We start from the raw sequence: 24,060 nt of genomic DNA, 5'->3' as shown, positions 1-24,060 counted from the left end.
ATGCACGGTCAGTTCTGGGCGAATGTCTCGGGATCGACGGGCTGGCGACTTTTCGGAAGCTTGCTCACTACCAACAGATAAGAGCCCGTGACGAGATCGTCCACCATGTCCGGCTCGAGGTGCTCGCCGGCGTGGAGCGTGATCCAGTGCCGCTTGTTCATGTGGTAGCCGGGCGTGATCTCGTCGTAGACCTGTCGTAGTGCGCGGGCGTCAGAGGGCTCGGCCTTGAGGATCACGAGCGGCTCACCCGTGACCTCTGTCTGCAACATGAACACCTTGTCGCGCACCTTCCACACGTCCCATTCGACTCCAAACGGGTGCGTGAGCTCGGCACGAGGGAGTTGGTCGGTACGGTCTGCGGCTTGCCGCTGCATCGTCTTTCCGTCCAACTCGGCTCCCTTTCGCATCGCTTACCCACCACCGTACGAGGCGGATGTGACGTCCGGCGTAACCTCGCGGGCGCAGCGCGCGGTGCCTCTGACGGCAGCCCAAGCTCGACCTCAGGGCTCGCCTTGCCGGACGTCACGGCGCAAGCGACCCCGATCCAGATGTGCGGTGACATCGACGAGCTCCGATCGAAGGCCCTTCTGACCGTCCCAGCCGGAGACGGAATCGACGCTTCCGTTCGATACAGTCGTGAGTTATGATTATGAAATCAGTTTCAAGTTTCACTCGGAGTCATTGATCTCTCCAGATCAGTGAGGGTGGTCGATCAACCGGACAGAGAAGTCGAGGATTGTCGGAGATGGCTGAACACGTCGCGCGTCCGCGCCTACTCGGGGCGGTCCGCTGCGACCGGTCGTTCGCCCACACTCGCCACGTCGTCGTTCTCGGCGATGCGGCCCGATGACGATGGGGCGTCTACGTCTTCCGACTTCATTGCGAGGCGCCGTCGTTATCGACGATCGAATCTTCATCCGATCGCACACCCGATTGAGCAGCGCCTGGTCTTGCTCCCGATGTGATCTCGAGGAAAGGAAACACAGATGATCTCGCTAGAGGACCGACTGAAGCAAGTCAAGAATCCCGTGGAACTTCTGCGTTCGGCACCTGCGGTGCGCGCGGACTTCCAATACCCGATCGAGTGGGGTGGCTGGTACGACGAGCAGTGGGCGTGGAGGAACACCGCGATCCTGTTTGATCAGTCCCTCCACATGCATGACTTCGTCTTCACGGGTCCCGATGTGAAGCGCCTGTTCACTCACACCGGCATCAACAGCTTCGCGGATTTCGGACGCGGCATGGCGAAGCAATTCGTCGCTGTCAATCCCGACGGGTACTTCATCGGGGACGGCATCCTCTTCGCGTTCGAGGACGACGAATACCACCTCGTCGTCGGTCCCACGCACATGGGCGCCTGGCTGGAGTACCAAGCTGAAATCGGCGGGTACGACGTGGAGATGACCGTCGATGGCAGGTCGAGGGACATCCGCGACCGCAAGCTCTACCGATACCAGATGACAGGCCCGGCGGTTCAGGACGTTCTCGAGAAAGCACAGGGCAGCCCGCTCGACCCGATCAAGTTCTTCCATATGGGCGAGCTCAAGATCGCCGGAAGGACCGTTCGGGCGCTCAATCACAGCATGGCCGGAGGTCGCGGACGGATGCAGGGCCTGGAGTTGATGGGCCCCGTCGAGGACGCAGACCTCGTGGTGAATGCGATTGTCGAAGCCGGCAAAGAGTTTGGACTGCGCAGGGGAGGAGCCCGAGCCTATGGGTCGAGCATCGCCGAGTCCGGATGGTTCGCGCGCCCTTTGCCGGCCATCTACACCGGCGAGAAGATGAAGCCCTTTCGTGAGCGCTTCCCGGCAGCGAGCGCGGAACGTCTCGATTCCTTGAACGGAAGCTTCACCACCGACGACATCGAGGACTACTACTGGACCCCTTGGGACCTGGGCTACGGCTACCTCGTGAAGTTCGACCACGACTTCATCGGGCGCGAAGCCCTTGAGGCGTCGAAGGATAAGCCGCACCGCCGAAAGGTGTTCATCGAGTGGGACAACGAGGACGTGAGCCGGATCATCACCGACTCGTTGTTCAAGACCGAGGACCGCCCTCGCGAACTGGATGTGCCGGGTTCGATGGAAGCAGTGCACCTTGATCGCGTCATGATCGGAGACCGACTCGTCGGCGTGTCGTACTACACCGGGTACACAGTCAGCAACGGCAGTTGGGTCTCGTTGGGTTTGATCGATGAGGCGGATGCCGAAGACGGAGCCGAAGTCATCGTGGTCTGGGGTGAAGACGACGGCGGGGCAGGAAAGCCGTTGACGCAACCGCACGTCCAGACGGAGGTCAGGGGCACGGTGCGGCTCAAGGTCCCCGCCGTTACCCGAGGTGACGCGCAGTCCTAGCCGACAAGGGTTATCTGAGGCGCCGTTCGGGTCGGGTCACCACAGGGGGGACCCGGCCCCGGAGGTTGACCCGGAATCAGTTTCGCATCTCGCGTCTGTCGCTGGCGGCCGTCGCTTTCTGCAGTTCACTCAACGGAAGAGCTCACTCATGGCAGACCCCAGCGCGACCGCAGAAGCGGTCCGATCGCTGATCGATGCTTTCTCGCTGGAAATGACCGGCAAGGACGTGCCGGGCCTCCTCGAGGCGAAGGACACGATCCCGCCCAGGACGAAGGTCAACATCACGTTCCTGGGCAACGAAGACCTCGACATGCGCATCGCAGCGGCGAAGGCGGTGCGCGAACTCGGGTTCGTCGCCGTCCCGCACATCTCCGCCAGACGCCTGGCTTCCCGCGCGCAGCTGGAGCAATTCCTCTCTCGGCTGCGGGACGTCGGTGCCACGGAGCATGTGTTCGTCGTCGGCGGGGACCCGGCTACCCCAGAGGGTCCGTATGAGGACTCGTACGACGTGATCCGCACCGGACTGCTTCCGGACTACGGCGTGAAAGAGGTCTCGATCGCAGGCTACCCGGAGGGGCACCCGAACATCCCGAACGAGGTTCTCTGGCGAGCATTGGAAGAGAAGTCGTCGTCGCTGGCCCAACAAGGCTTGAACGCCACGATTCTGACCCAGTTCGCATTCGACACCGACCCGGTGCTCGGATGGATCGAAGACGTGCGCACTCGCGGCATCCGCAGCACCATTCGCATCGGAACTCCAGGTCCTGCCGGCATCAAGCGGCTCATCGGATTCGCCCGACGCTTCGGCATCGGGGCGAACGCGATGATCGTGCAGAAGTACGGCTTCTCGCTGACCAACCTTCTGGGCACCGCCGGTCCCGACAGATTCGTCACCGATCTCGCTCTCCTGCTCAACGACTCTTCGGCCGGCGTGAGCTATGGGTCGATCAACCTGCACTTCTACACCTTCGGTGGGCTGCGGGCGACCTCGGTATGGGCTCGCGAGTTCCTCGCGGTCGAATCCTAAGGAGTCGGACAGTGCCCACAAACTCCGAACTCCCTAGAGACCACGCGTGCCTGATCGTCAACGGCCCGGATCAGCCCGGCGTCGTGGCAGAAGTCAGCGCGCTGATCACCCGACATGGGGGGAACATCGTCACCTTGGACCAGTACTCGTCCAACCCTCAGGGTGGAGCCTTCTTTCAGAGGGTGACGTTCCATCGACCGGATCTGGCGGTGGCACTTCCCGACATCGAGGCAGACGTCGCCGCCACCTTGGGCCCGTTGCAGATGCAGTGGCGACTGACCGACCAGTCGATTCCGAAGCGAATGGCGATCCTCGCGTCCACATCCGATCACTGCCTCCTCGAGCTGCTTTGGCGGCATCGCCGCGGCGAGCTTCCCGTCACCATCCCGATGGTGATCAGCAACCACGCCAACCTCGCCTCCGATGCGCGGAGCTTCGGGATACCGTTCTTCCACGTTCCGTCGCAGGGGCCGGATAAGTCAGAGGCTGAAGCGAAGATTCTCGAACTGGTTCAGGGCAACGTCGACTTCATCGTGCTCGCGCGCTACATGCAGATCATCAGCCAAGGGTTTCTTGACGATGTGGCTGTCCCGGTCATCAATATCCATCACTCGTTCCTGCCGGCGTTCATCGGCGCCGCGCCGTACCGCAACGCCCACGAACGAGGCGTCAAGCTCATCGGCGCCACCAGCCACTACGTCACGAAGGACCTGGACGAGGGTCCGATCATCGAGCAGGACGTCGCGCGAGTGAATCACGCGATGACGGCTGCCGATCTGCAGGCTCGCGGGGCATTCGTCGAACGCGAGGTGCTCGGCCGCGCCGTGAAATGGCACGCAGAGGACCGAGTCATCCGCCATGGCAACCACACTGTGGTCTTCACCGATCGCCCGTAGCCCCTCACCGTGAAAGGAAGGCAGACAAGTCAATCCAGCAGCGTCACGCCGAAGCCCGTCACGACGGATCGGAGTTCGGCGAGGTAGCGCTGCGCCTGCCCGGTGAGCGGGATCGCGGAATGGCCGATCCAGCCGATCTCGATGCGTTCGTCCACCTCGAGCGGGATGGCGACGATCTCCGGATCGAGGTCGTCGCTGATGATGCCCGTCGAGATCGTGTATCCGTCGAGGCCGATCATCAAGTTGAAGATCGTTGCCCGATCGGAGACCCGGATCTCCTGCCTGCTGGAGAGCGTCGAGAGGATCTCCTCCGCGAAGTAGAACGAGTTGTTCGCTCCCTGGTCGAAGGTGAGCCGCGGCACGTCGGCGAGGTCGTCGAGGGTGACCAGGTCCCGGGCGGCGAGAGGGTTCTTGCGGGAGATGAAGATGTGCGGTTCGGCGAGGAACAGCGGCCGGAACGCGAGCCCGGAGTCGCGCAGCAGCTTGTCGATCACGTTCCGGTTGAAGTCGTTCCGGTACAGGATCCCGAGTTCGCTGCGGAGCGTGCGGACATCCTCGATGATGTCCCACGTGCGGGTCTCACGGAGGGAGAACTCGTACTCCGCCGCACCGCTGGATCGCACCATCCTGACGAACGCCTCCACCACGAAGGAATAGTGCTGCGCCGAGACCCCGAGCAGGCGGCGCGACGGCGGCCGGCCGAGATAGCGCTGCTCGAGGAGCGACACCTGCTCGATCACCTGCCTGGCGTACCCCAGGAACTCCGCCCCGTCGGCGGTGAGCGTGACCCCACGGGCGGAGCGCACCAGCAAGGACCGGCCCACGCGGGACTCCAGGTCCTTCATCGCCGCGGACATGGTCGGCTGCGAGACGTAGAGCAGGTCGGCGGCTCCGGTGATGGACCCTTCGGCCGCGACCTCGATGAAGTACCCGAGCTGCTGGAGGGTGATGCCGTTCGATCCGCGAGCCATAGGCAGATCCTATAGCCACGCATAGCGGGGACGAGTTACCTGATGGGGCGTCCCGAACTGCACGATGAAGGCATCGACTCCGCAAGGCCGAGCCCGGCCGATCAGCCACCGGATTGGCCCTCTCATGGCGACCGCCTTCACGTTCCGCATCACCACCACCCGCTTCGACACGGACTACTGCCCGTCGACCAGTTCCCGTCTCACGACGAATTTCGCCAATCTGGCGCGAGGGGAGCAGCGTCAGCAGAATCTGCGCAATGCGCTGACGATGATCGACCGCCGGTTCAACGAGCTGGCTTCGTGGGACAACCCGGACCGTGAGCGGTACACCCTCGAACTCGACATCGTCTCCGTCGGCGTGCAGCTGACGGACGACAGCGAAGAGCCGGAGTTCCCGCTACTGGAGATGCTGGACATCCAGATCGTGGACCAGCTCACCGGTGTTCGCCGACACGGGATCGTGGGGAACAACTTCTCGTCCTACGTCCGCGATTTCGACTTCAGCGTGCTGCTGCCGGCCGTCAACGAGCGATCGACCGGCTTCACGACGCCGACGCACTTCGGCGAGCTGCACGGCAAGCTGTTCCAGCACTTCCTCGACTCCGTCGCCTACCGCGAGCGCTTCCCTCTGCCCCCCGTCATCTGCATCAGTGTCTCGACGAGCAGAACGTATTCTCGGACCGAAACCCGCCACCCGGTCCTCGGGGTCGAATACCGTCAAGACGCCTTCTCGCTGACCGACGAGTACTTCTCGAAGATGGGCCTGCAGGTCCGGTACTTCATGCCCCCCGGCAGCGTCGCTCCGCTCGCGTTCTACTTCCGCGGTGATCTGCTCAACGACTATTCGCCCCTGCAGCTGATCGGCACGATCAGCACGATGGAGACGTTCCAGAAGATCTATCGGCCGGAGATCTACAACGCCGGTGCCGCCGCAGCCGCCGTCTACCGACCGCGCCTGGAGCACGATGACTACTCGCGGACCCAGATCACGTACGACCGCGTCGAGCGCAGTCAGCTCGCGGTGAAGCAGGGCAAGTACGCCGAGGAGCACTTCATGACACCGCACAGGAGAGTCCTGGAGCAGTGGGCCGCCGACTACCCGACCCCCGTCGCATGATCGCCGAAGGATCGTCCGCCATGACTCCGCTCCTGCCCACCTCCATCGTCGGCAGCCTGCCGAAGCCGTCGTGGCTCGCGCAGCCCGAGACGCTCTGGTCCCCCTGGAAGCTGGAGGGCGATGCACTGATCGAGGGCAAGCAGGATGCGCTGCGTATCGCCGTCCAGGAGCAGCAACGCAGCGGGATCGAGATCATCAGCGACGGCGAGCAGACCCGTCAGCACTTCGTCACGACCTTCATCGAGCACCTCAGCGGGGTCGATTTCCAGCAGCGTGAGACGGTCCGGATCCGCAACCGCTACGACGCGAGCGTGCCGACCGTCGTCGGCGCCGTCAGCCGCGAGAAGCCCGTGTTCGTCGATGACGCGGCCTTCTTGCGTGCCCAGACCGATCAGCCCATCAAGTGGGCGCTCCCCGGTCCCATGACGATGATCGACACTCTGTACGACCGCCACTACAAGGGTCGCGAGAAGCTCGCGTGGGAGTTCGCGACGATCCTCAATCAGGAGGCGAGAGAGCTCGAGGCCGCGGGAGTCGACATCATCCAGTTCGATGAGCCGGCGTTCAACGTGTTCTTCGACGACGTCCGGGACTGGGGTGTCGCGACCCTCGAGCGCGCGGCGGAGGGGTTGCGGGCCGAAACCGTCGTGCACATCTGCTACGGCTACGGCATCAAGGCGAACACCGATTGGAAGGCCACGCTCGGTGCGGAGTGGCGGCAGTATGCGGAAACCTTCCCGCTCCTGCAGCGGTCCGCGATCGATGTCGTCTCGCTGGAGAGCCACCACTCCCACGTCCCGATGGAGCTCGTCGAACTCATCCGCGGCAAGAAGGTCATGCTCGGCGCGATCGACGTGGCGAGCACCGCCATCGAGACCCCGGAGGACGTCGCCGGCACCCTTCGGAATGCGCTCGCGTACGTCGACGCCGACAAGCTCGTCCCCAGCACGAACTGCGGGATGGCGCCGCTGCCGCGGGACGTGGCGCGGGGGAAGTTGAGCGCCCTCAGCGCGGGGGCCCGCATCGTCCGCGAGGAGCTGGCCCTTGCGCGCGTCTGAGGTCCGCACCGACGCGCAGATCGAAATGCCCGCGCACCGTTTCTCCTCATCCCTTTCGCCCGACGAGCTCAAAGCGCTCTTCCGTGGCCACCCGGGCGGTGTCGCCGTCATCACGGCGGATGCGGGTGACGGGCCGGTCGCGCTGACGGCGACGTCCGTCGCATCGGTGAGCGCCGAACCGCCGCTGCTGATCTTCTCGATCTCCGCGCAGTCCTCGGCATCCGACGTGCTGTCCCGGGCCGAGACCGTCGTCGTGCACCTGCTGGACGCGCACGACATCGACATCGCGAAGCTGGGCGCGACCGGCGGGATCGACCGCTTCGCCCAGAGCCACCGATGGTCGCGCCTGAGCTCCGGGGAGCCGGTGTACCGCGACGTCCGCGCCTGGGTGCGCTGCGCTGTCATCAACCGTATGGATGCCGGGTCCTCCACGGTCATCGCCGCCCACGCGCTGCAGTCCCACGTCGAACGCGACGTTCGCGCGGGCGAACCCGGCGACGCGTTGGTCTACCACAACCGCACGTGGCACCGCCTGGGCGAGCACTCCCGCCTCGAAGACTAAAAAGCGGTGCTTCCTGTCCGCAATCCGCCCCGCCGGCAGCGGCGGCGGGAGCCCCGGCGAGGGGACCACTGCTTAACAGCCATCCGCTGCAGGGCGTCGATCTCCGATCGAGTACCGAAGGCCCCAGCGGTTCCCGCGCTGCACCGCCACAGCGCCGGCGGCGTTGCCCAGGGCGAGGGCGACATCGAGGTCGGTGCCCTCCGCGAGCGCGACGGTGATTCCGGCGGTGCAAGCGTCGCCTGCGCCCGTAGTGTCGACCACAGGCACGGGCATTGACGTGCGTTCGCCCGGCCGAGGGGTACGCATCGATCCCGTGTCAGCCACGCGTGATTACGATCGTGGACGGGCCGAGCGCGAAGAGATTGGCGATGAGGTCGCCATCGCCCGTCTCCGGTCGTAGTCGCCTCATCCAAAGAGATCGCGACGTCGTTCGGCATGCTTTCCTACGCGATGACCGTTGCCGCCATCAGCAGCGTCGTGCCGCCCATAAGGACGTGTTGTATACGGGAAAGTGTGTGCACCTCCCGGACAGAGGCGAGCACCGATGCGCCCGCGTGACACCCCGCAACGCCGAGGACCACGGCGACCAGCGCGCCAGCGCTGGCCCCGTGACCGGCGTGCCCTAAGACCTCGGCAGGCATCCCCCCGGCCATGAGGGGAAGAATCGCGGCGGTCGCAACGAGCCCGAGCGCAGTGTGGGGGACAGCGCACGAGCGCGGTGCGACCGTGCGCTGTCGCCGGGAGCGGGGCGACCGCCACGCTGCTAGAGCCATCGCCGCGCCGAGCAGGGCAATCGACCACACCGGGGCGCTCGCGTAGGTCACATTGACCATGGCCACCAGCATGGCGATCACTGCGGCCAGGTCGACAGCCGCCGCCTTTCGACGCCAACCGGGATGCACGCACGCCGCCACGGCGGCCAGAGCCACCGCGGCCAGATGAAGGACTTCATGCAGCACCCGGCGACGCCTACCCGACCACGAACATCGCGGCGGTCACCGCCCCCAGTCCCGACGGCCGGGCCGTCGGGACGAGCCTCTGCAACCGCGTGCTCACCACGAGACGGGGAGCGTGGTGAGACCGCGGAACATCCACCCCTCCCAGCGCGATTCCCGCTCGGTGTCGACGCGCAATGAGGGGAACCGACGGTAGAGCCGCGGCAGCGCGACATAAGCAACTGCGGACTGTGCCGCCCACCTTCCCGCGCACAGGTGCGGACCGCTGCCGAATCCTAGGTGCCGACGCTCTGTCCGCCCGGGGATGAATCGATCCGGGTCGGCGAACATCGAGTCATCCCGGTTGGCGGAGGCGATGGACAGGCTGACCTCGGTGCCCGCAGGGATTGTGAAGCCGCCGAGAACGGTGTCCATCGTCGTGAAGCGTCCCAGCAGACCGATAGGACAGTAGTACCGCACGCCCTCCTCGAAAACGGCAGCCCAGTCGCGGTGCCCGGCGTCGGGGTTCGGACGCAGGTCCGGCTCCTCGTCGAAACGCGTCACAAGACTCGTGATCATGTGCTGCGGCTCGTTCACACCGCCCGAGATGGCGAGGTTGACGTTGGCTCGCACGGAGGAGATCGGCATGCCGCCGGCGATCATCATCGATGTCATGGACTCGTCCGGATAGCGTTGAACGCGGGAGATGACCTCGTCGATCGCGGCGGTGGCCTCACCTCGGGATCGCTCGCAGCGTTCCCAGACATCGCCGTGATCGCGCGGATCGACTCCCGCGCCGGCAATGAAGTCCCGCGACCAGCGACTCAGGGTCTCCGCGGGCACGTCACGGAGGCCAAGCAGATCCATAAGGTTCTGCGCGGCCAGCGGCGCGGCGAAATGCGCGTTGAGATCCGCCTCCGCGGGGCCGATCTCCTCGAGTGCGTCGAGCAACGCATCCGTATTGTCCGCGTAGCGAGCGCTCCACACTTCCTCCATCGCCTTCGGGCGCAGAGTGGAGTTGATGAGGGAGCGCTCGGCCGCGTGCTCCGGATCGTCCTTTCGCAACATGGGACGTTCGCCGAGCGCTCGGGTGATGGTGTCGGGTTGATACCGCGACGAGAAAATCTCCGGCCTCTGCTCGATGAAGGCGCACGCGTCGAAAGTGCTGACGAGAATACTGTCGAGTTCCGGAACCCAAGCGATGGGGGCCTCTCGACGCAGGCGCTCATATGTGGGATACGGATCGTCGAGCAGAACGTCGAAATCGACCCAGTCGGTCACGGGAACGGAGTCGGGACCTTGCAGCATTGCGTTCATGAGGGCCTCATTGCTTGGCGAATGTTGTTGATTGACGCGTTCTTTTGCCGCATCGTCGGGGAGCCGACCGAGCGGGCACGTCCTGGTCCGAACGGTGGCGCACTGCTAGCTGCAGCTGTAAGGGACCATTCGGCGGCGGACATCAGTGGGCTTCGACGTGTTGAGCCAATGGCGCCCGATCAAGCTGCCAGTCGAACGCCTGCTCCACCTCTGCCGCGACCCTCAGCAGGGTTGCCTCACCGTGCGCGCCGCCGATCAGCTGGGCACCGATCGGCATTCCGTTCGTTCCGGCATGCACCGGCAGGGAGATTGCCGGCAGGCCCGCGATATTGACGAAGCTCGTGAATGAGATCGTTCGCAGCTCAGTCAGCCGAGGACCATCTGGCGTCTCGTTCGCCTCGTCGTAAACGGCCCCCACCCGGGGCGTCTGGCAGGCGGTTGTGGGTGTGAGGAGAATGTCGAAGTCCCGGCCCCACTGCGCCACCACCCGCCGAGTCTCCCACTGCAGCTGGTTGGCCAGCGCCACGTACTCGCCGGCGTGGAAGGTCGTCGCGCGATCGAACCGGTAGCGGATATACGGGTCGAGGCGATCGACGTTCGCGTGGTCGAATGGCGTTGCCCAGACCGAAGCACTGATGACGAGGTCGGCGAAGCCCCGCACTGCGTCGTCCGAGTAGAGGAACGGGTCCGCTGGTTCAACGCTGTGCCCGAGGTGCTCTAGCGTTCGTGCGAGTTTGAGTGCCGCCACGACGCACTCGTCGTCCACCTCGGCTCCGGTCGGCGGAGCGAGCAGGAGGCCGACGCGCAGTTGTGGGCCGGCTGCTGTCAACTCGTCGATGTAGGGGCGCCGCTTGGGCGGCGCCGAGTACCACGCGAGTGGGTCGGCGACGCCGAGCACGTCAAGCATCGCCGCCGCGTCCGCGACAGTGCGGGTGATTGCGCCTTCTGTCACCGACTGCTCCCACCCTCGCACGTCGTTCGGCACCCTTCCGCGGCTGGGTTTGAGGCCGATGAGACCCGTCGCGGCGGAAGGTACTCGGATCGACCCGCCTCCGTCCGAGGCGTGCGCAACGGGCGCGAGCGCGGCAGCGACCGCTGCCGACGCGCCCCCGGACGAACCGCCGGACGTGAAATCGGGATTCCAGGGATTGCGTGTTTTTCCCCACCGGCGGTTCTCAGATACGGTCAGAGGCCCGAATTCGGGGCTGTTGCTGCGTCCGAACAGAACGAAGCCGGCGTCCTCGAGGAGATCGACCGTGACCTCGTTCGCCTCCGCGGGATCGGGGTCGATGGCGAGAGAGCTGGCGGTGTAGGGCTGACCTGCGACGGGAGTCAGATCCTTGATCGGGATCGGCACACCCTCAAACGGGCGAGCGGTGCCGGCCGCGATCCGCCGATCAGCCTCCAGGGCCCGTCGACGAACATCGTCCCGGTCGATCCAGACGATGGCGTTGATTCGAGGGTTGATCGCGTCGATGCGATCGAGATAGAAGTCAGCAGCCTCGACGGCGCTGACCTGACGGCTGCTGAGCAATGCGGCAAGTTCCGTCGCAGAGATGAAGGGGTCCATGGTGCGCTCCGAGGGATCAGTCACGCCAGGACTTCGAACACATCGATGGTTGTCTTGCCGGTCTCCGCACGGGCTCGCCCGACGAAGACAGACCGCGTCAACCATTGCAACCGAGCGGACACCGTGCGAAACCGCGGCGTGGTCTGGAAGTAGCCCATCTGCTCGCTCGGACCGCTGTCGCCCTCGAGGTGACGAAGTACACCGACGTTGACGACGTCGATGATCTCGTCACGGTCAGTGCGGATCAGGTAGCGAGCTTCGACTTGATATGCGTCGTCCGCACGATTCCAGCACCAGTCACCACCCCCCGAGACGATTTCGCCCGTGACCTCGCCGGAGACAGTGCCGCCCGTGATGGGAATGAACTCCAGCAGCTCGACGTCCCGCTTCTCTATGGGCAGGTAGTCGGAGACCTCCGCCTCGATCCGGAAGGAGAAGCGAAGGGGGGGAGGTTCTTCGTGGATCATCTTCGGTGCCAATCTCGCGCGTTGCACGCCGCGCCGTCGCGGCCCTTCCGATTATGGGGATAGTGAAGCCTTTAGTCAACAGCATTCACTAGATACAGTGGTATCGGCTTCACAAGGGGCAACCGACTGCAGTGCGGCGGCGGACGAGGAGGAACCGTGGACAAGTCTCGGTCGCGTCGAAAGCGCGGATCGCTATCGCCCGAGGAGATCGTCGCGGCCGCGATGTCGCTGCTTGACAGCGAGGGTGAGTCGGCCCTGACGTTCACTCGCCTGGGCGAAGAGCTCTCGGCGTCGCCTACGGCTTTCTACCGGCACTTCGGGAGTCGGGCCGAGCTGGTGTCCGAGATTGCGGACCGCCTTGATGCCCTCTCGCTCGCCGGCTTCGAGCCGACCGACGACTGGCGAGCAGATCTCACTGAGCTCGCGTGGCGGGCATGGCGCGTCGCGCTCGAGCACCCGGCCGCGGCCGCGCTCTCGCTCGGCATCATCACCAACGGCGTCGAGGAGCTTCGGGCTGTCGAAGCTGTCCTGCGTGCCTTGCACGTCGCCGGCCTCCGGGGTCGCGTCGCCGTCGTCTATTACCAGGCATATGCGAACCTCGTCCTCAGCGCTGCGCAGTCGCAGGCCGCCAGGCTCGCCGCTGCGGACAACGCAGGGGGACCGCTGAGGCTGGTGCAGGCGTACAGCCCCGCAGATCCCAACCAGTTCCCTTTCGCAGACAGCGTCCGTAACGAGCTGAGGCGCGTCGACTACGAAGAAGTGTTCGCGACACAGCTCAAGATGTATGTAGATGCCCTCGAGCTCGTCATTGCACGCGAGGGGATCAACGCGGGGCCTTCGCCGCGCTAGCGAGGGCCACACCCGTGGGGGATGGCGCGCTCGGTCTCGTTGAGCAAGTCCTCGATGCGGGCGACTGCTCCGTCAATGCGCCGGCGCCTATGCCGGCGCGACGAGCGATCTCAACGCGAAGTCGGCCGACACAAGGTGCTCCATCGTGATGGGCTGGGGTTGCGCGAGCGCCCGCCGCGCCGCCATGTGGGTGGGCGCGTCATCGAGCGACTCCACGCATCGCAGTTCGCCGCCTTGGAACCGGAAGATGCTGAGGCGGTCCGCCTCTTCCCGTCCCGGCGGAACGACCACCTCGTCGTCTGGGCGGCCGAGCCCCGCGATCTGGAGCCGTGCGGTCCCCTGCACCGACCAAAACCACGGGATGTCGGAGTACGGAGCGTCGCCTCCCATCAGAGTGGCGGCCAGGTGGCGCGCCTGGTCGGTGGCGTTCTGCACGGACTCCAGCCGCTCGGCGAAGCCGGAGTGGGCTGACGGGAACCGCGCGCAGTCCCCGATCGCCGAGATCGCCGGGTCGCTCGAGGTCAGCTGTTCATCGACGATCACCCCATCGTCGACGTCCAGCCCCGCATCCTGGGCCAATCGCGTTCTCGCACGCACGCCGATGCCAACGACAACAACGTCCGCGGTAAGCACCGAGCCATCACTGAGTGCGACGGCAGGTCCGTTCGCTTGCTGGAAGACCCGTGCGACCCTTGTCCTCAGTCGGACGCTGACCCCGCTGGCGGTCAGCCGATCGAGCAGAGCGGCGCTCATCGGCTCACTCACTGAACGACCGAGCACGCGGTCTGCCGGCGTGACGAGGAGCACGTCTACTCCGCGATTTCGCGCGCCCGCCGCAACCTCGAGTCCGATGAATCCGCCGCCGATGACAATGACTCGAGACGCTTCTCTCACGGCCCTGCTGACGGCGACCGCGTCGGCGTCGGTCCGAAGCGTGTGCACTGTCGCGCCAGGCTCGACGAAGTTCACGGGCGCACTTTGCGCGCCAGTCGCCAGGACGAGATGGTCGTACGAGATCGAGCTGAGGTCGCTCAGTTCGACAGTGCGGTACGCGCGGTTGATGCGTGTGACGCTGACCCCCGGGTGGAAGTGTACGCTCTGCGTCTCGAAGAACGACGGCGGTTGCAATGGCAGGACTTCCACAGCGGAGCCGGCCATCGAGTCCTTGGATAGCGGAGGGCGCTGATACGGATGCGAGTGCTGCTCCTCGACGAGATCGATGTCGCCTGCGAAGCCACGCCTACGCAGTGCCGCGCAGACTTCGACGCCTGCGTGGCCACCTCCGACGACGACGATACGCATCAGTACTGGGTATCGGGGACATCGACGGTCACGTCACGCCTCAGGCCGACGAGCTGGCAAGACAGGCGGGAGGCGGGCGTGCGCGCGGCAGCCGCGGCTTCCAGCATCTCCGCCTCGTCATCACTCACGGGCGGAAGATCGTCCTGACACCCATCTACGTAGACGTGACAGGTGGCGCACATTGCCTGGCCGCCGCATTCACCGACAATTCCGGGCACGCCGTTGAGGATCGCGGCACGCATCAGGCTCTGGCCTTCTGCGATATCAACGGTCGTCCGACTGCCATCGGGCTGCACGTAAGTCGCCTCAGTCATCATCATCCTGCCTCATCTTCGAGTATGCCGCCTTCATTGTGCAGCTAGTGAATAGCATAGTCAAGATCATTCACTTGAGCGTCGAGTCCGGGCGGCAGCGATACTGTCCAGCGCGTTCCCGACCGCAGATGTCACGCACACTCGCACGGCGCGATCGAGGTGCGACACATCGTGGACAAACTCTCGCGGGGGATGCTCGCTCCGGATCGACGCCGCCACAGCGGACTATGCGGTGCATCAATCTGATAGATGCACCACTGCGGGATCGCATATTGGCAACGAGGGCTGTGAATACCGTTAACTATGACCAGTCACCCGGTCTCGGTCCTGCGCCAAACTCACCAGCCCGATTACGGCGCATCGACCCGATCCATCCTCGCCGGACCCATCAAAGGAGATGTCATGTCCACACCAATAGACCCTGCGCCTACAGTCGCCGACGAACTCGCAGAGTCCGAACACGATCACCTTAGGTCGAACTCGATCGGTACATGGAGCATCGTCTTCTTCGTCGTGTCTGCGGCGGCACCGATCAGCATCATCGCCGGTGTCAGCCCTCTGGCGATCCTGATCGGCGGCATTGGCGCTCCTGTCGTGTACCTGATCGCGGGAGTGGTTCTTCTCCTGTTCGCCGTGGCGTTCATGGCGATGACCAGGCACGTCAAAGCCTTGGGTGGCTTCTACACCTACATCACGAAAGCTCTTGGACGCGTCGTCGGTCTGGGTTCCGGGATCCTCGCGCTCGTGTCGTACAACGTCCTGCAGATCGGTCTGTACGGGCTGATGGGGGTCGCGGGTCACGAGATGTTCTTGGCAGTCTTCGGGATCGACGTCCCCTGGTGGCTGGTTGCAGGGGTTGGCATCGTGCTGGTCTTCGCGCTCGCCTACATCGGCGTCGACATCGGAGCGAAGGTGCTCGGAATCCTGCTCGCGCTTGAGACGCTCCTGCTGATCCTTCTCGCGATTGCCGTGCTGGTCCAAGGCGGCGCGGAAGGCGTTCAGTTCGGAACCTTCACCAGCGACGCCATCTTCAGCCCTGGCATGTTCGTGATCATCGCGTTCGGATTCGCGGCCTTCTCGGGATTCGAGTCCACGGTTCTCTATCGCGCTGAGGCGCGCGAGCCGCACCGCACTATTCCCCGAGCGACCTACATCTCCGTAGGGTTTATGGCGATCTTCTACGCCTTCATGGTCTGGATCGTCATCCAGGCTTTCGGTGAGTCCAACATCGTCGCCGTCACGGCTGAGAACCCCGCAGCCATCTTCTTCATCGCATCGGACCGGTACCTCGGCACCTGGGCGGCGATCGCGATGTACATGTTGATCCTGACGAGCGTCTACGCGTCTCAGCTCGCCTTCCACAACGCGATCAACCGCTATGCGTTCGCGCTCGCTCGAGACGGCATCCTGCCGGCGGCTCTTCATCGCACGCATCCCCGCTTCGGATCACCCTACATTGCGGGAATCTTGCAGACCCTGCTGGCCGCGGTCGTGGTGGCGGCCTTCGCCATTCTTGGCCTGGACCCGTACCTGCAGCTCCTGCTCTGGGTGAATAGTCCAGGCGTGATCGGAGTCATCGTCCTGCAGGTGCTCATGAGCGTCGCGGTCGTCGTCTTCTTCGCGCGCCGCCGGGACTTGGCCCGCAAGCGGTACATCCTTCCCGCCGCCATAGTCTCGTCGTTCCTGTTCATCGCACTCGTCGTGCTGCTCATCATCAACATCGACGTTCTGACAGCGGCGGGTCCAGTGATCAATACCATCCTCGTGCTGATCGTGCCCGCTTCTTTCCTGATCGGCGCCGCGATGGCGATGCGCCTGCGGGCCAAGGATCCGGCGGCCTTTGAGCGGATCGGTGGTGGAGAGGCTTAGGCACCGAACGGGAAGCCGCGATCGGGGTTGCCCTGGCGGCGACGACGGTGCAAGTCGAGGAGAGTGGCGCGACGATTCCCCAGCGGAGGTCGATACGCCACTCTCCTCGCACAGCCGTTGTTGACTTGCAGCGCCGCAGTGACCTCACGCATCATCGGTCAGTCGCGAGCCGTCCAGGAAATGAGCCGATTCGCCGCGGTGGTACCACGCCCGGGCCGCCGGCTCGCGGTGGGCTATTGCCCTCAGCACTCGCAGGCGGCGTGCCCGTCGCCACACCGGCAGGTCCCGGCGCCGGTGTGGCAGGCGCCGTGCGTCGGCACGGGAGGGGGTACATCCAGCGTGGGGTTCTGATCGAAGAAGCCGTGCGGCACCAGCGAGAACCCGGTGCTGTCGACCGGCATAATCGGCCAGTCCTCCGTGCGCGGGAAGTGCGTGAGTCCGAACGTGTGCCACACGACGATGTCCTGACCGTCGATGTCGGCATCGCGCTCGATCCACCGGTCGATCGTTCCGAAGCCGTCGTTCTGATTCACCAGCTCGCCCGACGGGTACCGCTCTGTGGGCGAGTAGCGCGTCACCCAGAGGTCGTGGGTGGTGAACGCGGCGCGGCGCGCGATGGACGACGTGGGGTCGGCGAGCAGACTGGGCTGGCCCTCCGGGCGCAGGATGTAGCCGACCGGCTTGCCCACGACGTTGCGTACGTCGGGGTTCACGATGTGCCATGCGCGCCCGCGCTTGCCGTCGGCGTCGCGCACGCCTCCTGTTCCGTCGTCAACCGCCGCGTCGCCAGCGTGAAGCCATTGCCATAGGGGTTCTCGGCTGACACCGGCACCCGCTGCGCCTCGAGTTCGTCGACCGCGTTACGGACCCCGTCGAGGGTCACGTCGAGCCGGGCCGAGAACAGATGCTGGTGGTATGGCGCCCCGATCCCCGGAGCGATCTCCGACGCCCACGGGTAGTCGCTGCCATCCAGCTGCGCCCCGGGGTACGCCGATGCGAAGACCACGCCGGTGGCCTTGCACTCGAGTTCAATGCGCCCGTCCAGGTAGAAGTGCCAGTAGAACCCGTAGTCGTAGTTACCGACCGTGATGAAGAACGAGACGACCAGCCGCCGGTTCCGGCGCACATCGGTCGAGTGGTAGTACTCGTCGGTGTGTTTCCAGAGGATCGAGGCATCCTCTTCGTGCATGCAGATCGCGTGGGGGATCGTCTGCGGCTTGCCGTCGGTCGCGGCGATCGTCGCGTCGAAGTAGCGGATCTCGCCGAGGCAGTCGCAGCCGAGAGTCAGCGAATTCGCAGACTTACCCAACGAGTACTCGCCGGCGTCGAAATAGTTCTGCCAGAAGCGCACCGGGCTGGGGTCGCCGTACGGCACCACCATCTCTGCGATCGACGCGCGGTACACGATCGGACGGTGGCGCTCGCCGTCGGTGAAGCCGATCTCGTGCAGGGTGAGGCCCTCGACCTGGTTGAAGCCGATGCGGAAACGCCACTTCTCCCACTCGACGACGTCGCCGTCGACGCGGAAGCTGGGTCCCTCGGGTTGCGTGATCACGATGGGCTTCTGCGTCCGACGCGGTGTCGGTAACTCTTCAGGGCGATGGAAGTTGTAGCGCTGCCGAGGGATGTCGAAGACCTTGTCGTCGATCAGCCGCAGCACCTCGCCGGTGACCAGGTCGACGTACGCGACCACGCCGTCGATGGGGTGCGCCCAGGCGTTGTCGTCGGCGTCGAGCTGCAGGAACGAAAGGCACCTCACGATGCGCCGGCCGTCCTCGCCAGGCAGCCCGAAGCGCCCCGCCGAGAGCGCGGAGATGCGCACCAGCGACACGTCCTCGATGCCGCGCACGCGCATCGCACCGACCCAGCCCGCGTCGGCACGCAGCAGCGTCTCGATACGGTCGAACTCCTCGAGCACTATCGGAGGCTGGCCCTCTTCTGTGACGTCGACGGTGCGCCGTGAGATGACGCAGTTCTCGGTGAGGTCGGTCGTGACCTCCGAGACCGTGCCGTCGCGGCGGTCGAGGAGCACGTTGCCCACGAGCCGGGCGGTGGCCGTGCCGTCGAGGACGATGGACTTCTCGGCCTCGATGAGGTTCACGAGCATGAAGGCGGTGGCGTGTTCGTCGAACCCGTTGGCGAGGATGAGTCGGCGATTCGTGTCGATCTCTTCGGCGGTGAGGCGGTCGAGGGCGTGTGTCATGGTTGTCTCCGGTCGGCGGTGCGGGCTCAACGCCCGGCGAACCAGGTGGTCTTGAGAGCGGTGTAGTTGTCGAAGGCGTGCATCGACAGGTCACGGCCGAAACCGGACTGCTTCATTCCGCCGAACGGTGTGACGACGTCGAGCGCGTCGACGGTGTTGACCGACACCGTTCCTGCCCGCAGCGCCTTCGAAACGCGCAGCGCCCTGTGGATGCTGTCGGTGAAGACGGATGCCGCGAGGCCGTAGTCGCTGTCGTTGGCGAGGCGGACGGCCTCGGCTTCATCGTCGAACGGTGCGATCGCGAGCACCGGGCCGAAGATCTCCTCCCGCCAGAGGACGCTGTCGACAGGGGTGGCGGCGAAGACGGTCGGCTCGAGGTAGAACCCGTCGGACTCCGAAACCGGTGCGTCGCCTCCGGTGATGAGGGTGGCATCCGATCGGGCGAGGTCGACGTGTGCGCGCACACGGGAGAGCTGCGCCGCACTTACGAGCGGGCCCATTGTGGAGGCGGGGTCGAGGGGGTCGCCGACACGGACCGCGCGAGCGCGCGCGGCGATGCGCTCGGTGAGGTCGTCGACAATCGAACGCTCGACGAGCAGGCGCGAGTTCGCCGAGCAGACCTGACCGCTGCACGTGAAGATGCCGGCGACGGCGAAGTCCGCCACGGCGTCGAGATCGCTGACGTCGGCGAACACCAGGTTGGCGCTCTTGCCGCCGCATTCGAGCCACACCGCCTTCATGTTCGACCGGCTCGAGTACTCGAGGAACTTCTTGCCCACAGCGGTGGAGCCGGTGAACGCGATGACGTCGACGCCGGGGTGCAGGCCGAGCGCCTGACCGGCCTCATGACCGAACCCGGGCACCACGTTGAGCACCCCGGCGGGCAGACCCGCCTCGGAGGCGAGCTCCGCGAAGCGCAGAGCCGACAGTGGCGTCTCTTCGGCCGGTTTCAGCACCACGCTGTTGCCCGCCGCGAGAGCGGGGGCGAGCTTCCAGATCGCCGTCTCGAGAGGGTAGTTCCAGGGGACCACCGCACCGACGACCCCGACGGGTTCGCGGGTGACGACGGCGAGATCAGTGGCGGCCGTGGGGGCGACTTCGCCATAGACCTTGTCGATCGCCTCCGCATACCACTGCAGGATGGCGGCGCTGCCGGGAATGTCGATCGCTGTCGTGTCGGAGATCAGCTTTCCGCCGTCGACGCTGTCGAGCAGGGCTAGCTCGTCTGCGGCATCTCGGATCGCCGCCGCGACCGCGAGCAGCACCCGCTTCCGCTCGGCCGGTGCAGCCTTCGACCAGACGCCCGACTCGAACGAGCGGCGCGCGGCCGCCACGGCAAGGTCGACCTCCGCCTCGCGCCCGCGGGCGACGTGAGCGATGACGGCGCCCGTCGCAGGGTTCACGGTCTCGAACGTCTCGCCGTCGGCGGCGTCGAGGAACGCGCCGTCAACGTACGCGCGGGTACGGGGCTCGATCGTTTCGGCGAGACGCTGCCAATCAGCGTGCGTGTGCATGTGCGGTCTCCTGGTCCAAGTGGGTGGGTTCGGTGAGAGCGTCGATGATCGTCTGCGCCATGAGCAGTGCACCGTCGAGAGCGGCGCGGTCGCCGGCGGGCCGGATCGTGGCATCGGCGAATTCTGCCTGATGGTTGACGGCGGGGAACGCGTCGATGCCGAGGTAGGGGTGGATCGCCCGGAGCCGGCGCGACACGTTGCCCATGTCGGTCGAGGCGGTGTTCATGCCCCCCGGGCGCCGCTCGTCGGCATCCATGTCGCGTCCGAGCGCGGCGGCGTTCGCGGCGAAGGCCGCCGCCAGTGCGTCGTCGTTGCGGAACTCCGAGTAGCGCGGACTCGTCTCGCGGATCTCGAGCCGACACCCGGTGGCCAGCGCACCTGCCTCGAAACATGCGGTGACGCGGCGGAACGCTGCATCGAGCTCCTCGAGCGAGGCGGCACGGACGTACCAACTGCCGATCGCCCGCCCGGGTATGGCATTGGGTGCGGTGCCCGCCTCGCGCACCACACCGTGAACGCGAACGGAGCCGGGCAGCTGCTGACGAAGCAGGCCGATCGCGACCTGCGCGACCGTGAAGGCGTCGGCCGCATTGATCCCGAGCGTCGGATACGCCGACGCATGCGACGCGCGACCGGTGTACTCGACGTCGAAGTGCGCGACGGCCAGCGGTCGCGCGTACAGTGCGTCGACCGGGCCGGGGTGGATCATCATGGCGATCTCGACGTCGTCGAACACGTTCGCGTCGAGCAGATGGATCTTGCCGCCGCCGCCCTCCTCGGCCGGCGTGCCGATCACCTGGACGGTGGCATCGAGTGATTCGGTCAGGGGCACGAGAGCGGATGCCGCGCCCACCGCTGCGGCGGCGATGATGTTGTGGCCGCACGCGTGGCCGAGGCCCGCCAAGGCGTCGTACTCGGCCACCACCGCGACCATGCGCGGTCCGGTACCCGCCGTGGCGACGAACGCGGTCTCCAGACCGCCCGCCCCCCGCGTCACCGTCATGCCGAGCCCTTCGAGGGCGTCGGCGAGCAGCGCCGCCGACGCATGCTCCTGCCACGCCGTCTCGGGCTCGGCGTGCAGCGCGCGGCTCACCGCGATGATCGCCTCCCGGTGGTTCTCGACCTCCGCGGCGGCGCGGCCCTTGAGTTCCGTGACGGCGGTCGCCGGGTCACTCATCGCCGGGGACGCCGTAGGACGGGGCCGCGCCCGGAGACATGGCGCGGGTGAGGTAGGCATCCTTCTGCGGCATCCACAGCTCGACGAGGCGGCGAAGTTCCCTGATCGGGTCGTCATGGTCGTCGACGCGGAGGTCGGTGACCCGCCACGATGCCTGGTCCACCACCGCCAGACCCGCGGAACGCAGCGGCCCGGCTTCCCCGCCGGCAGCCACCGCCGTCTCGAGCGCGGCGAGAAGGCGATCTTCGAGCGCTCCTGCCGCGGCGGTGTAGCCGGCGATCATCGCATCGAGCACCCCGTCGTTGTCGAGGAGGTTGCCGGCCGCGAGGCAGCCATCGCCGACGGACTCGCCGTGGATGCCGAGGGCCTGCGCTCCGGAGTGCACAGCGACGTTGCCCGCCGCGTCGACCACGGTCAGCTGCCGGTAGTCGGCGAACCCGTCGGTGGCCAGCGCAGCGGCAACGGCTTCGGTCGCGCTTGCGCCCCCCTCCAGGGCGTCGAGGGCTGCCGGGCCGAGGGCCGGGTTGGTGACGTTCTGCGAGGCCACGGCGCCGACGCCGGCACGCAGATGCGCGCACCGCGCGGCGACCGCGGGGCTCGACGACGAGATCACGATGCCGAACCCACCGTCGGCCTGGGCGACGAGCGAGAGCGTCACAGGATCACCTCGATGTCGTCGGCCGGGTCGCTGATCACGGCGGTGGCATCGATCTCCACGAGCCATTCGGGCCGGGCGAGCGCATCGACCACCAGCCCGGTCGATACGGGGTAGACGCCCTTCAGCCACCGTCCCATGGCGCGGTACACCGGCTCGCGGTAGCGGATGTCGGTGAGGTAGACGACGACTTTCACGACGTCCTCGAGACGGGAGCCGGCCTCGCGCAGCAGCAGGTCGATGTTGGCCATCGCCCGTTCCGCCTGGGCTTCGACGTCGCCGACGCCGACGCTCTCGCGGGTCTCGAGGTCCTGACCGATCTGACCGCGAAGGTAGACGACACCGCCCGCGACGACGGCCTGGCAGAGGTCGTTGTCCAGCGACTGCTCGGGGTACGTGGTCTTCGTGTTGAACGGGCGCAGGCGAGTGTGGGCGGTCATCGGGAGGTCTCCAGACTCATCGGTTCGAGCAGCTCGGCAGGGGTGGAGGGCTCCGCGGGGCGGTACGCGGCGTACATCCGCTGGATCGAGATGTGATCGGCGACGTGCTTCGCGTCGTGCCAGACGCCCCAGATGAAGCTCGATCCGCGCCGCGATTGCCAGGGCAGGCCAAGGAAGTAGATCCCGGTTTCCGGCGACACCCCGCGACGGTGGCGGGGACGGCCGTTCTCGTCGACCGCGCCGGCCGGCAGCCAACTGTAGTCGGAGGTGAATCCCGTCGCCCACACGATGGAGGTCACTCCGGCTTCGCCGAGATCGAGCTCGCGGACCGGCTCTGTGACGCAGTCCGGGTCGGAGCCCAGCACCTTCGCCTCGGGCTCTTCGGGCAGGTCGAGGCCGTTCCTCTCGATGTACGCGTCGGCCTCGGCGAGCACTTCGAGGTAGTTCGCATCGCCCGCGGCGATGTTGCGGGCGAGGTCATCGCCGAATCCCACGACGCCGTCGGCGTAGGAGTTCGCGCGACCTACCAGCACGACGCCTTCCGCGGCCAGCCGACGGAAGTCGACGGTGTGGCCGCCGTCGGCTCCGCTGACGGCGATGGTGACGTGCTCTGCGCCGAGCGGGGGAGTCGCGGCATCCCATTTGTCGAGCACACCGAGCCACCAGACGAAGTCGCGGCCGCGGTACCGGCGAGGGGGACGATCGTGGGGTCCCACCGCGAGGTAGACCGGGCGGCCGGCACGCTGGAGCTCGGCCGCGATCTGCACACCCGACGATCCTGCGCCGATGACGAGCACACCACCGGAAGGGAGCTGCCCGGGGTTGCGGTACGACGACGAATGGACTTGGACGATGCTCGCCTCGGGCGGCAGGAGCTGCGGGATGGCGGGTTTCTGGAATGCGCCCGTAGCCGCGACAACGTACTGTGCGCGATACGGCCCGTCGGTCGTCGAGACGACGAAGCCTGCAGTTCCTTCTGCACGGCGCACGGCCGTGACCTCGACGCCGCAACGCACGGGTGCGCCGAACTTCTCCGCGTACGCGGTCATGTACTGGGCGACCTGCTCCTTCGTCGCGAACCCATCAGGCGCCACGTCGGCGAACTCCATGCCAGGGAACCTGTCGTGCCAGACCGGGCCGTTCGTCACCAGCGAGTCCCACCGCTCGGACCGCCACCGCTCGGCGATGCGGCCGCGCTCGAGGACGACATGACGGATGCCGCAACGCGCGAGGTGCTCGCTCATGGCGACGCCCGCTTGACCGGCGCCGACGACGATCACCTCCACGACGCGGTCGTCGGGAGTGGTGAGAGGAGGGGATGACGCCATGATGTTCTGCGCGGCCTTCGATCGAGATGGGGAGCTATCACGAGTTTCGGAAACCTCGAGCAGCAGCGCAAATAGCGGAACGAGGCCGTGTACATCTAAAATCGTGATGAAGGGCAGATGGGCATATCTCTGAAA

Annotated in this window: 22 protein-coding genes and 1 pseudogene; 8 read left to right on the top strand and 15 right to left on the bottom strand. The window is 66.0% G+C overall.

What is annotated here, in order from left to right:
* Nucleotides 1–8: 8 nt before the first annotated feature.
* A complete protein-coding gene (locus tag ACFVSU_RS07060) occupies nt 9–389 on the bottom strand; it encodes an MmcQ/YjbR family DNA-binding protein (RefSeq protein WP_387140034.1) in 381 nt (126 codons plus the stop codon).
* Between the two features lie 597 nt (nt 390–986).
* On the opposite strand from ACFVSU_RS07060, the gene ACFVSU_RS07055 reads away from it, so the two are divergent.
* The 3 genes from ACFVSU_RS07055 to purU are packed head-to-tail and all read left to right on the top strand — an operon-like array spanning nt 987 to nt 4,277.
* Nucleotides 987–2,354 (top strand): aminomethyl transferase family protein, encoded by a 1,368-nt coding sequence (locus ACFVSU_RS07055; protein ID WP_387140031.1) that lies wholly within the window; start codon nt 987–989, stop codon nt 2,352–2,354.
* Entirely contained in the window at nt 2,338–3,381 is a 1,044-nt protein-coding gene (locus tag ACFVSU_RS07050; RefSeq protein ID WP_387140029.1) for a methylenetetrahydrofolate reductase, read from the top strand. Before ACFVSU_RS07055 ends, ACFVSU_RS07050 begins: the two co-directional genes overlap by 17 nt.
* A complete protein-coding gene (purU, locus tag ACFVSU_RS07045) occupies nt 3,348–4,277 on the top strand; it encodes a formyltetrahydrofolate deformylase (RefSeq protein WP_387140026.1) in 930 nt (309 codons plus the stop codon). Before ACFVSU_RS07050 ends, purU begins: the two co-directional genes overlap by 34 nt.
* A 29-nt stretch (nt 4,278–4,306) precedes the next feature.
* Here the strand turns inward: purU and ACFVSU_RS07040 are convergent, their stop codons facing one another.
* Nucleotides 4,307–5,248, bottom strand: a complete 942-nt coding sequence (locus ACFVSU_RS07040) for a LysR family transcriptional regulator (protein WP_387140023.1) — start codon at nt 5,246–5,248, stop codon at nt 4,307–4,309.
* A gap of 124 nt (nt 5,249–5,372) precedes the next feature.
* Between ACFVSU_RS07040 and ACFVSU_RS07035 the strand changes: the two genes are divergently transcribed.
* Genes ACFVSU_RS07035 through ACFVSU_RS07025 form a run of 3 tightly spaced genes read left to right on the top strand, consistent with a single transcriptional unit; the run spans nt 5,373 to nt 7,985 of the window.
* A complete protein-coding gene (locus tag ACFVSU_RS07035) occupies nt 5,373–6,365 on the top strand; it encodes a putative oxygenase MesX (RefSeq protein ID WP_387140020.1) in 993 nt (330 codons plus the stop codon).
* Nucleotides 6,366–6,385: 20 nt separating this feature from the next.
* Nucleotides 6,386–7,423, top strand: coding sequence for a methionine synthase (locus ACFVSU_RS07030; protein WP_387140017.1), 1,038 nt, complete (start codon nt 6,386–6,388; stop codon nt 7,421–7,423).
* A gap of 25 nt (nt 7,424–7,448) precedes the next feature.
* Entirely contained in the window at nt 7,449–7,985 is a 537-nt protein-coding gene (locus tag ACFVSU_RS07025; protein WP_387141273.1) for a flavin reductase family protein, read from the top strand.
* 72 nt (nt 7,986–8,057) lie between these two features.
* On the opposite strand, the gene ACFVSU_RS07020 is transcribed toward ACFVSU_RS07025, so the two are convergent.
* The 5 genes from ACFVSU_RS07020 to ACFVSU_RS07000 form a co-directional block, all read right to left on the bottom strand.
* Entirely contained in the window at nt 8,058–8,258 is a 201-nt protein-coding gene (locus tag ACFVSU_RS07020) for a PfkB family carbohydrate kinase (protein ID WP_387140014.1), read from the bottom strand.
* Nucleotides 8,259–8,428: 170 nt separating this feature from the next.
* Complete coding sequence (locus ACFVSU_RS07015; protein ID WP_387140011.1) at nt 8,429–8,944, bottom strand: hypothetical protein; 516 nt, start codon at nt 8,942–8,944, stop codon at nt 8,429–8,431.
* A gap of 93 nt (nt 8,945–9,037) precedes the next feature.
* Nucleotides 9,038–10,237 (bottom strand): cytochrome P450, encoded by a 1,200-nt coding sequence (locus tag ACFVSU_RS07010; protein WP_387140008.1) that lies wholly within the window; start codon nt 10,235–10,237, stop codon nt 9,038–9,040.
* A 142-nt stretch (nt 10,238–10,379) separates the two neighbouring features.
* On the bottom strand, nt 10,380–11,807 hold the full coding sequence (locus ACFVSU_RS07005) for an amidase (RefSeq protein ID WP_387140005.1): 1,428 nt from the start codon (nt 11,805–11,807) through the stop codon (nt 10,380–10,382).
* Between the two features lie 20 nt (nt 11,808–11,827).
* Nucleotides 11,828–12,274, bottom strand: coding sequence for a DUF3237 domain-containing protein (locus tag ACFVSU_RS07000; protein ID WP_387140002.1), 447 nt, complete (start codon nt 12,272–12,274; stop codon nt 11,828–11,830).
* Nucleotides 12,275–12,430: 156 nt separating this feature from the next.
* On the opposite strand from ACFVSU_RS07000, the gene ACFVSU_RS06995 reads away from it, so the two are divergent.
* The gene (locus ACFVSU_RS06995; protein ID WP_387139999.1) at nt 12,431–13,123 is read left to right on the top strand and encodes a TetR/AcrR family transcriptional regulator; all 693 of its coding nucleotides are present in this window, start codon (nt 12,431–12,433) and stop codon (nt 13,121–13,123) included.
* A gap of 87 nt (nt 13,124–13,210) precedes the next feature.
* Here the strand turns inward: ACFVSU_RS06995 and ACFVSU_RS06990 are convergent, their stop codons facing one another.
* Nucleotides 13,211–14,425: an NAD(P)/FAD-dependent oxidoreductase gene (locus ACFVSU_RS06990; protein WP_387139996.1), complete on the bottom strand. Its 1,215-nt coding sequence runs from the start codon at nt 14,423–14,425 to the stop codon at nt 13,211–13,213.
* Nucleotides 14,425–14,739 (bottom strand): 2Fe-2S iron-sulfur cluster-binding protein, encoded by a 315-nt coding sequence (locus tag ACFVSU_RS06985; protein ID WP_387139993.1) that lies wholly within the window; start codon nt 14,737–14,739, stop codon nt 14,425–14,427. The genes ACFVSU_RS06990 and ACFVSU_RS06985 overlap by 1 nt, the downstream gene beginning before the upstream one ends.
* A gap of 303 nt (nt 14,740–15,042) precedes the next feature.
* Between ACFVSU_RS06985 and ACFVSU_RS06980 the strand changes: the two genes are divergently transcribed.
* Entirely contained in the window at nt 15,043–16,608 is a 1,566-nt protein-coding gene (locus ACFVSU_RS06980) for an APC family permease (RefSeq protein ID WP_387139990.1), read from the top strand.
* Nucleotides 16,609–16,850: 242 nt separating this feature from the next.
* On the opposite strand, the pseudogene ACFVSU_RS06975 reads toward ACFVSU_RS06980, so the two are convergent.
* The 6 genes and pseudogenes from ACFVSU_RS06975 to ACFVSU_RS06950 form a co-directional block, all read right to left on the bottom strand.
* Nucleotides 16,851–18,811: pseudogene (locus ACFVSU_RS06975) on the bottom strand (primary-amine oxidase).
* Between the two features lie 26 nt (nt 18,812–18,837).
* Nucleotides 18,838–20,325 (bottom strand): aldehyde dehydrogenase, encoded by a 1,488-nt coding sequence (locus ACFVSU_RS06970; RefSeq protein ID WP_387139987.1) that lies wholly within the window; start codon nt 20,323–20,325, stop codon nt 18,838–18,840.
* On the bottom strand, nt 20,309–21,502 hold the full coding sequence (locus ACFVSU_RS06965) for an amidohydrolase (protein ID WP_387139984.1): 1,194 nt from the start codon (nt 21,500–21,502) through the stop codon (nt 20,309–20,311). The genes ACFVSU_RS06970 and ACFVSU_RS06965 overlap by 17 nt, the downstream gene beginning before the upstream one ends.
* A complete protein-coding gene (locus ACFVSU_RS06960; RefSeq protein WP_387139981.1) occupies nt 21,495–22,160 on the bottom strand; it encodes a DUF1028 domain-containing protein in 666 nt (221 codons plus the stop codon). Before ACFVSU_RS06960 ends, ACFVSU_RS06965 begins: the two co-directional genes overlap by 8 nt.
* Nucleotides 22,157–22,597: a RidA family protein gene (locus ACFVSU_RS06955; RefSeq protein ID WP_387139978.1), complete on the bottom strand. Its 441-nt coding sequence runs from the start codon at nt 22,595–22,597 to the stop codon at nt 22,157–22,159. The genes ACFVSU_RS06960 and ACFVSU_RS06955 overlap by 4 nt, the downstream gene beginning before the upstream one ends.
* Nucleotides 22,594–23,925: a flavin-containing monooxygenase gene (locus ACFVSU_RS06950; protein ID WP_387139975.1), complete on the bottom strand. Its 1,332-nt coding sequence runs from the start codon at nt 23,923–23,925 to the stop codon at nt 22,594–22,596. The genes ACFVSU_RS06955 and ACFVSU_RS06950 overlap by 4 nt, the downstream gene beginning before the upstream one ends.
* Between the last annotated feature and the right edge of the window lie 135 nt (nt 23,926–24,060).

Origin of the sequence: Microbacterium sp. NPDC058062 (assembly GCF_042885375.1) — a bacterium.
Classification (GTDB): Bacteria; Actinomycetota; Actinomycetes; order Actinomycetales; family Microbacteriaceae; genus Microbacterium; species Microbacterium trichothecenolyticum_C.
Note: the sequence above shows the minus strand (reverse complement) of the source record. Positions and strands in the feature narration are given on the sequence as shown.

Coding starts and splice junctions, on each gene's coding strand:
- ACFVSU_RS07030 (WP_387140017.1), top strand. CDS start 6,386: ATGACTCCGCTCCTGCCCACCTCCATCGTCGGCAGCCTGCCGAAGCCG.
- ACFVSU_RS06985 (WP_387139993.1), bottom strand. CDS start 14,739: ATGACTGAGGCGACTTACGTGCAGCCCGATGGCAGTCGGACGACCGTT.
- ACFVSU_RS07055 (WP_387140031.1), top strand. CDS start 987: ATGATCTCGCTAGAGGACCGACTGAAGCAAGTCAAGAATCCCGTGGAA.
- ACFVSU_RS06965 (WP_387139984.1), bottom strand. CDS start 21,502: ATGAGTGACCCGGCGACCGCCGTCACGGAACTCAAGGGCCGCGCCGCC.
- ACFVSU_RS06955 (WP_387139978.1), bottom strand. CDS start 22,597: ATGACCGCCCACACTCGCCTGCGCCCGTTCAACACGAAGACCACGTAC.
- ACFVSU_RS06970 (WP_387139987.1), bottom strand. CDS start 20,325: ATGCACACGCACGCTGATTGGCAGCGTCTCGCCGAAACGATCGAGCCC.
- ACFVSU_RS07025 (WP_387141273.1), top strand. CDS start 7,449: ATGCCCGCGCACCGTTTCTCCTCATCCCTTTCGCCCGACGAGCTCAAA.
- ACFVSU_RS06980 (WP_387139990.1), top strand. CDS start 15,043: ATGACCAGTCACCCGGTCTCGGTCCTGCGCCAAACTCACCAGCCCGAT.
- ACFVSU_RS07005 (WP_387140005.1), bottom strand. CDS start 11,807: ATGGACCCCTTCATCTCTGCGACGGAACTTGCCGCATTGCTCAGCAGC.
- ACFVSU_RS06990 (WP_387139996.1), bottom strand. CDS start 14,425: ATGCGTATCGTCGTCGTCGGAGGTGGCCACGCAGGCGTCGAAGTCTGC.
- ACFVSU_RS07035 (WP_387140020.1), top strand. CDS start 5,373: ATGGCGACCGCCTTCACGTTCCGCATCACCACCACCCGCTTCGACACG.
- ACFVSU_RS07000 (WP_387140002.1), bottom strand. CDS start 12,274: ATGATCCACGAAGAACCTCCCCCCCTTCGCTTCTCCTTCCGGATCGAG.
- purU (WP_387140026.1), top strand. CDS start 3,348: ATGGGCTCGCGAGTTCCTCGCGGTCGAATCCTAAGGAGTCGGACAGTG.
- ACFVSU_RS07020 (WP_387140014.1), bottom strand. CDS start 8,258: ATGCCCGTGCCTGTGGTCGACACTACGGGCGCAGGCGACGCTTGCACC.
- ACFVSU_RS06950 (WP_387139975.1), bottom strand. CDS start 23,925: ATGGCGTCATCCCCTCCTCTCACCACTCCCGACGACCGCGTCGTGGAG.
- ACFVSU_RS07010 (WP_387140008.1), bottom strand. CDS start 10,237: ATGAACGCAATGCTGCAAGGTCCCGACTCCGTTCCCGTGACCGACTGG.
- ACFVSU_RS07040 (WP_387140023.1), bottom strand. CDS start 5,248: ATGGCTCGCGGATCGAACGGCATCACCCTCCAGCAGCTCGGGTACTTC.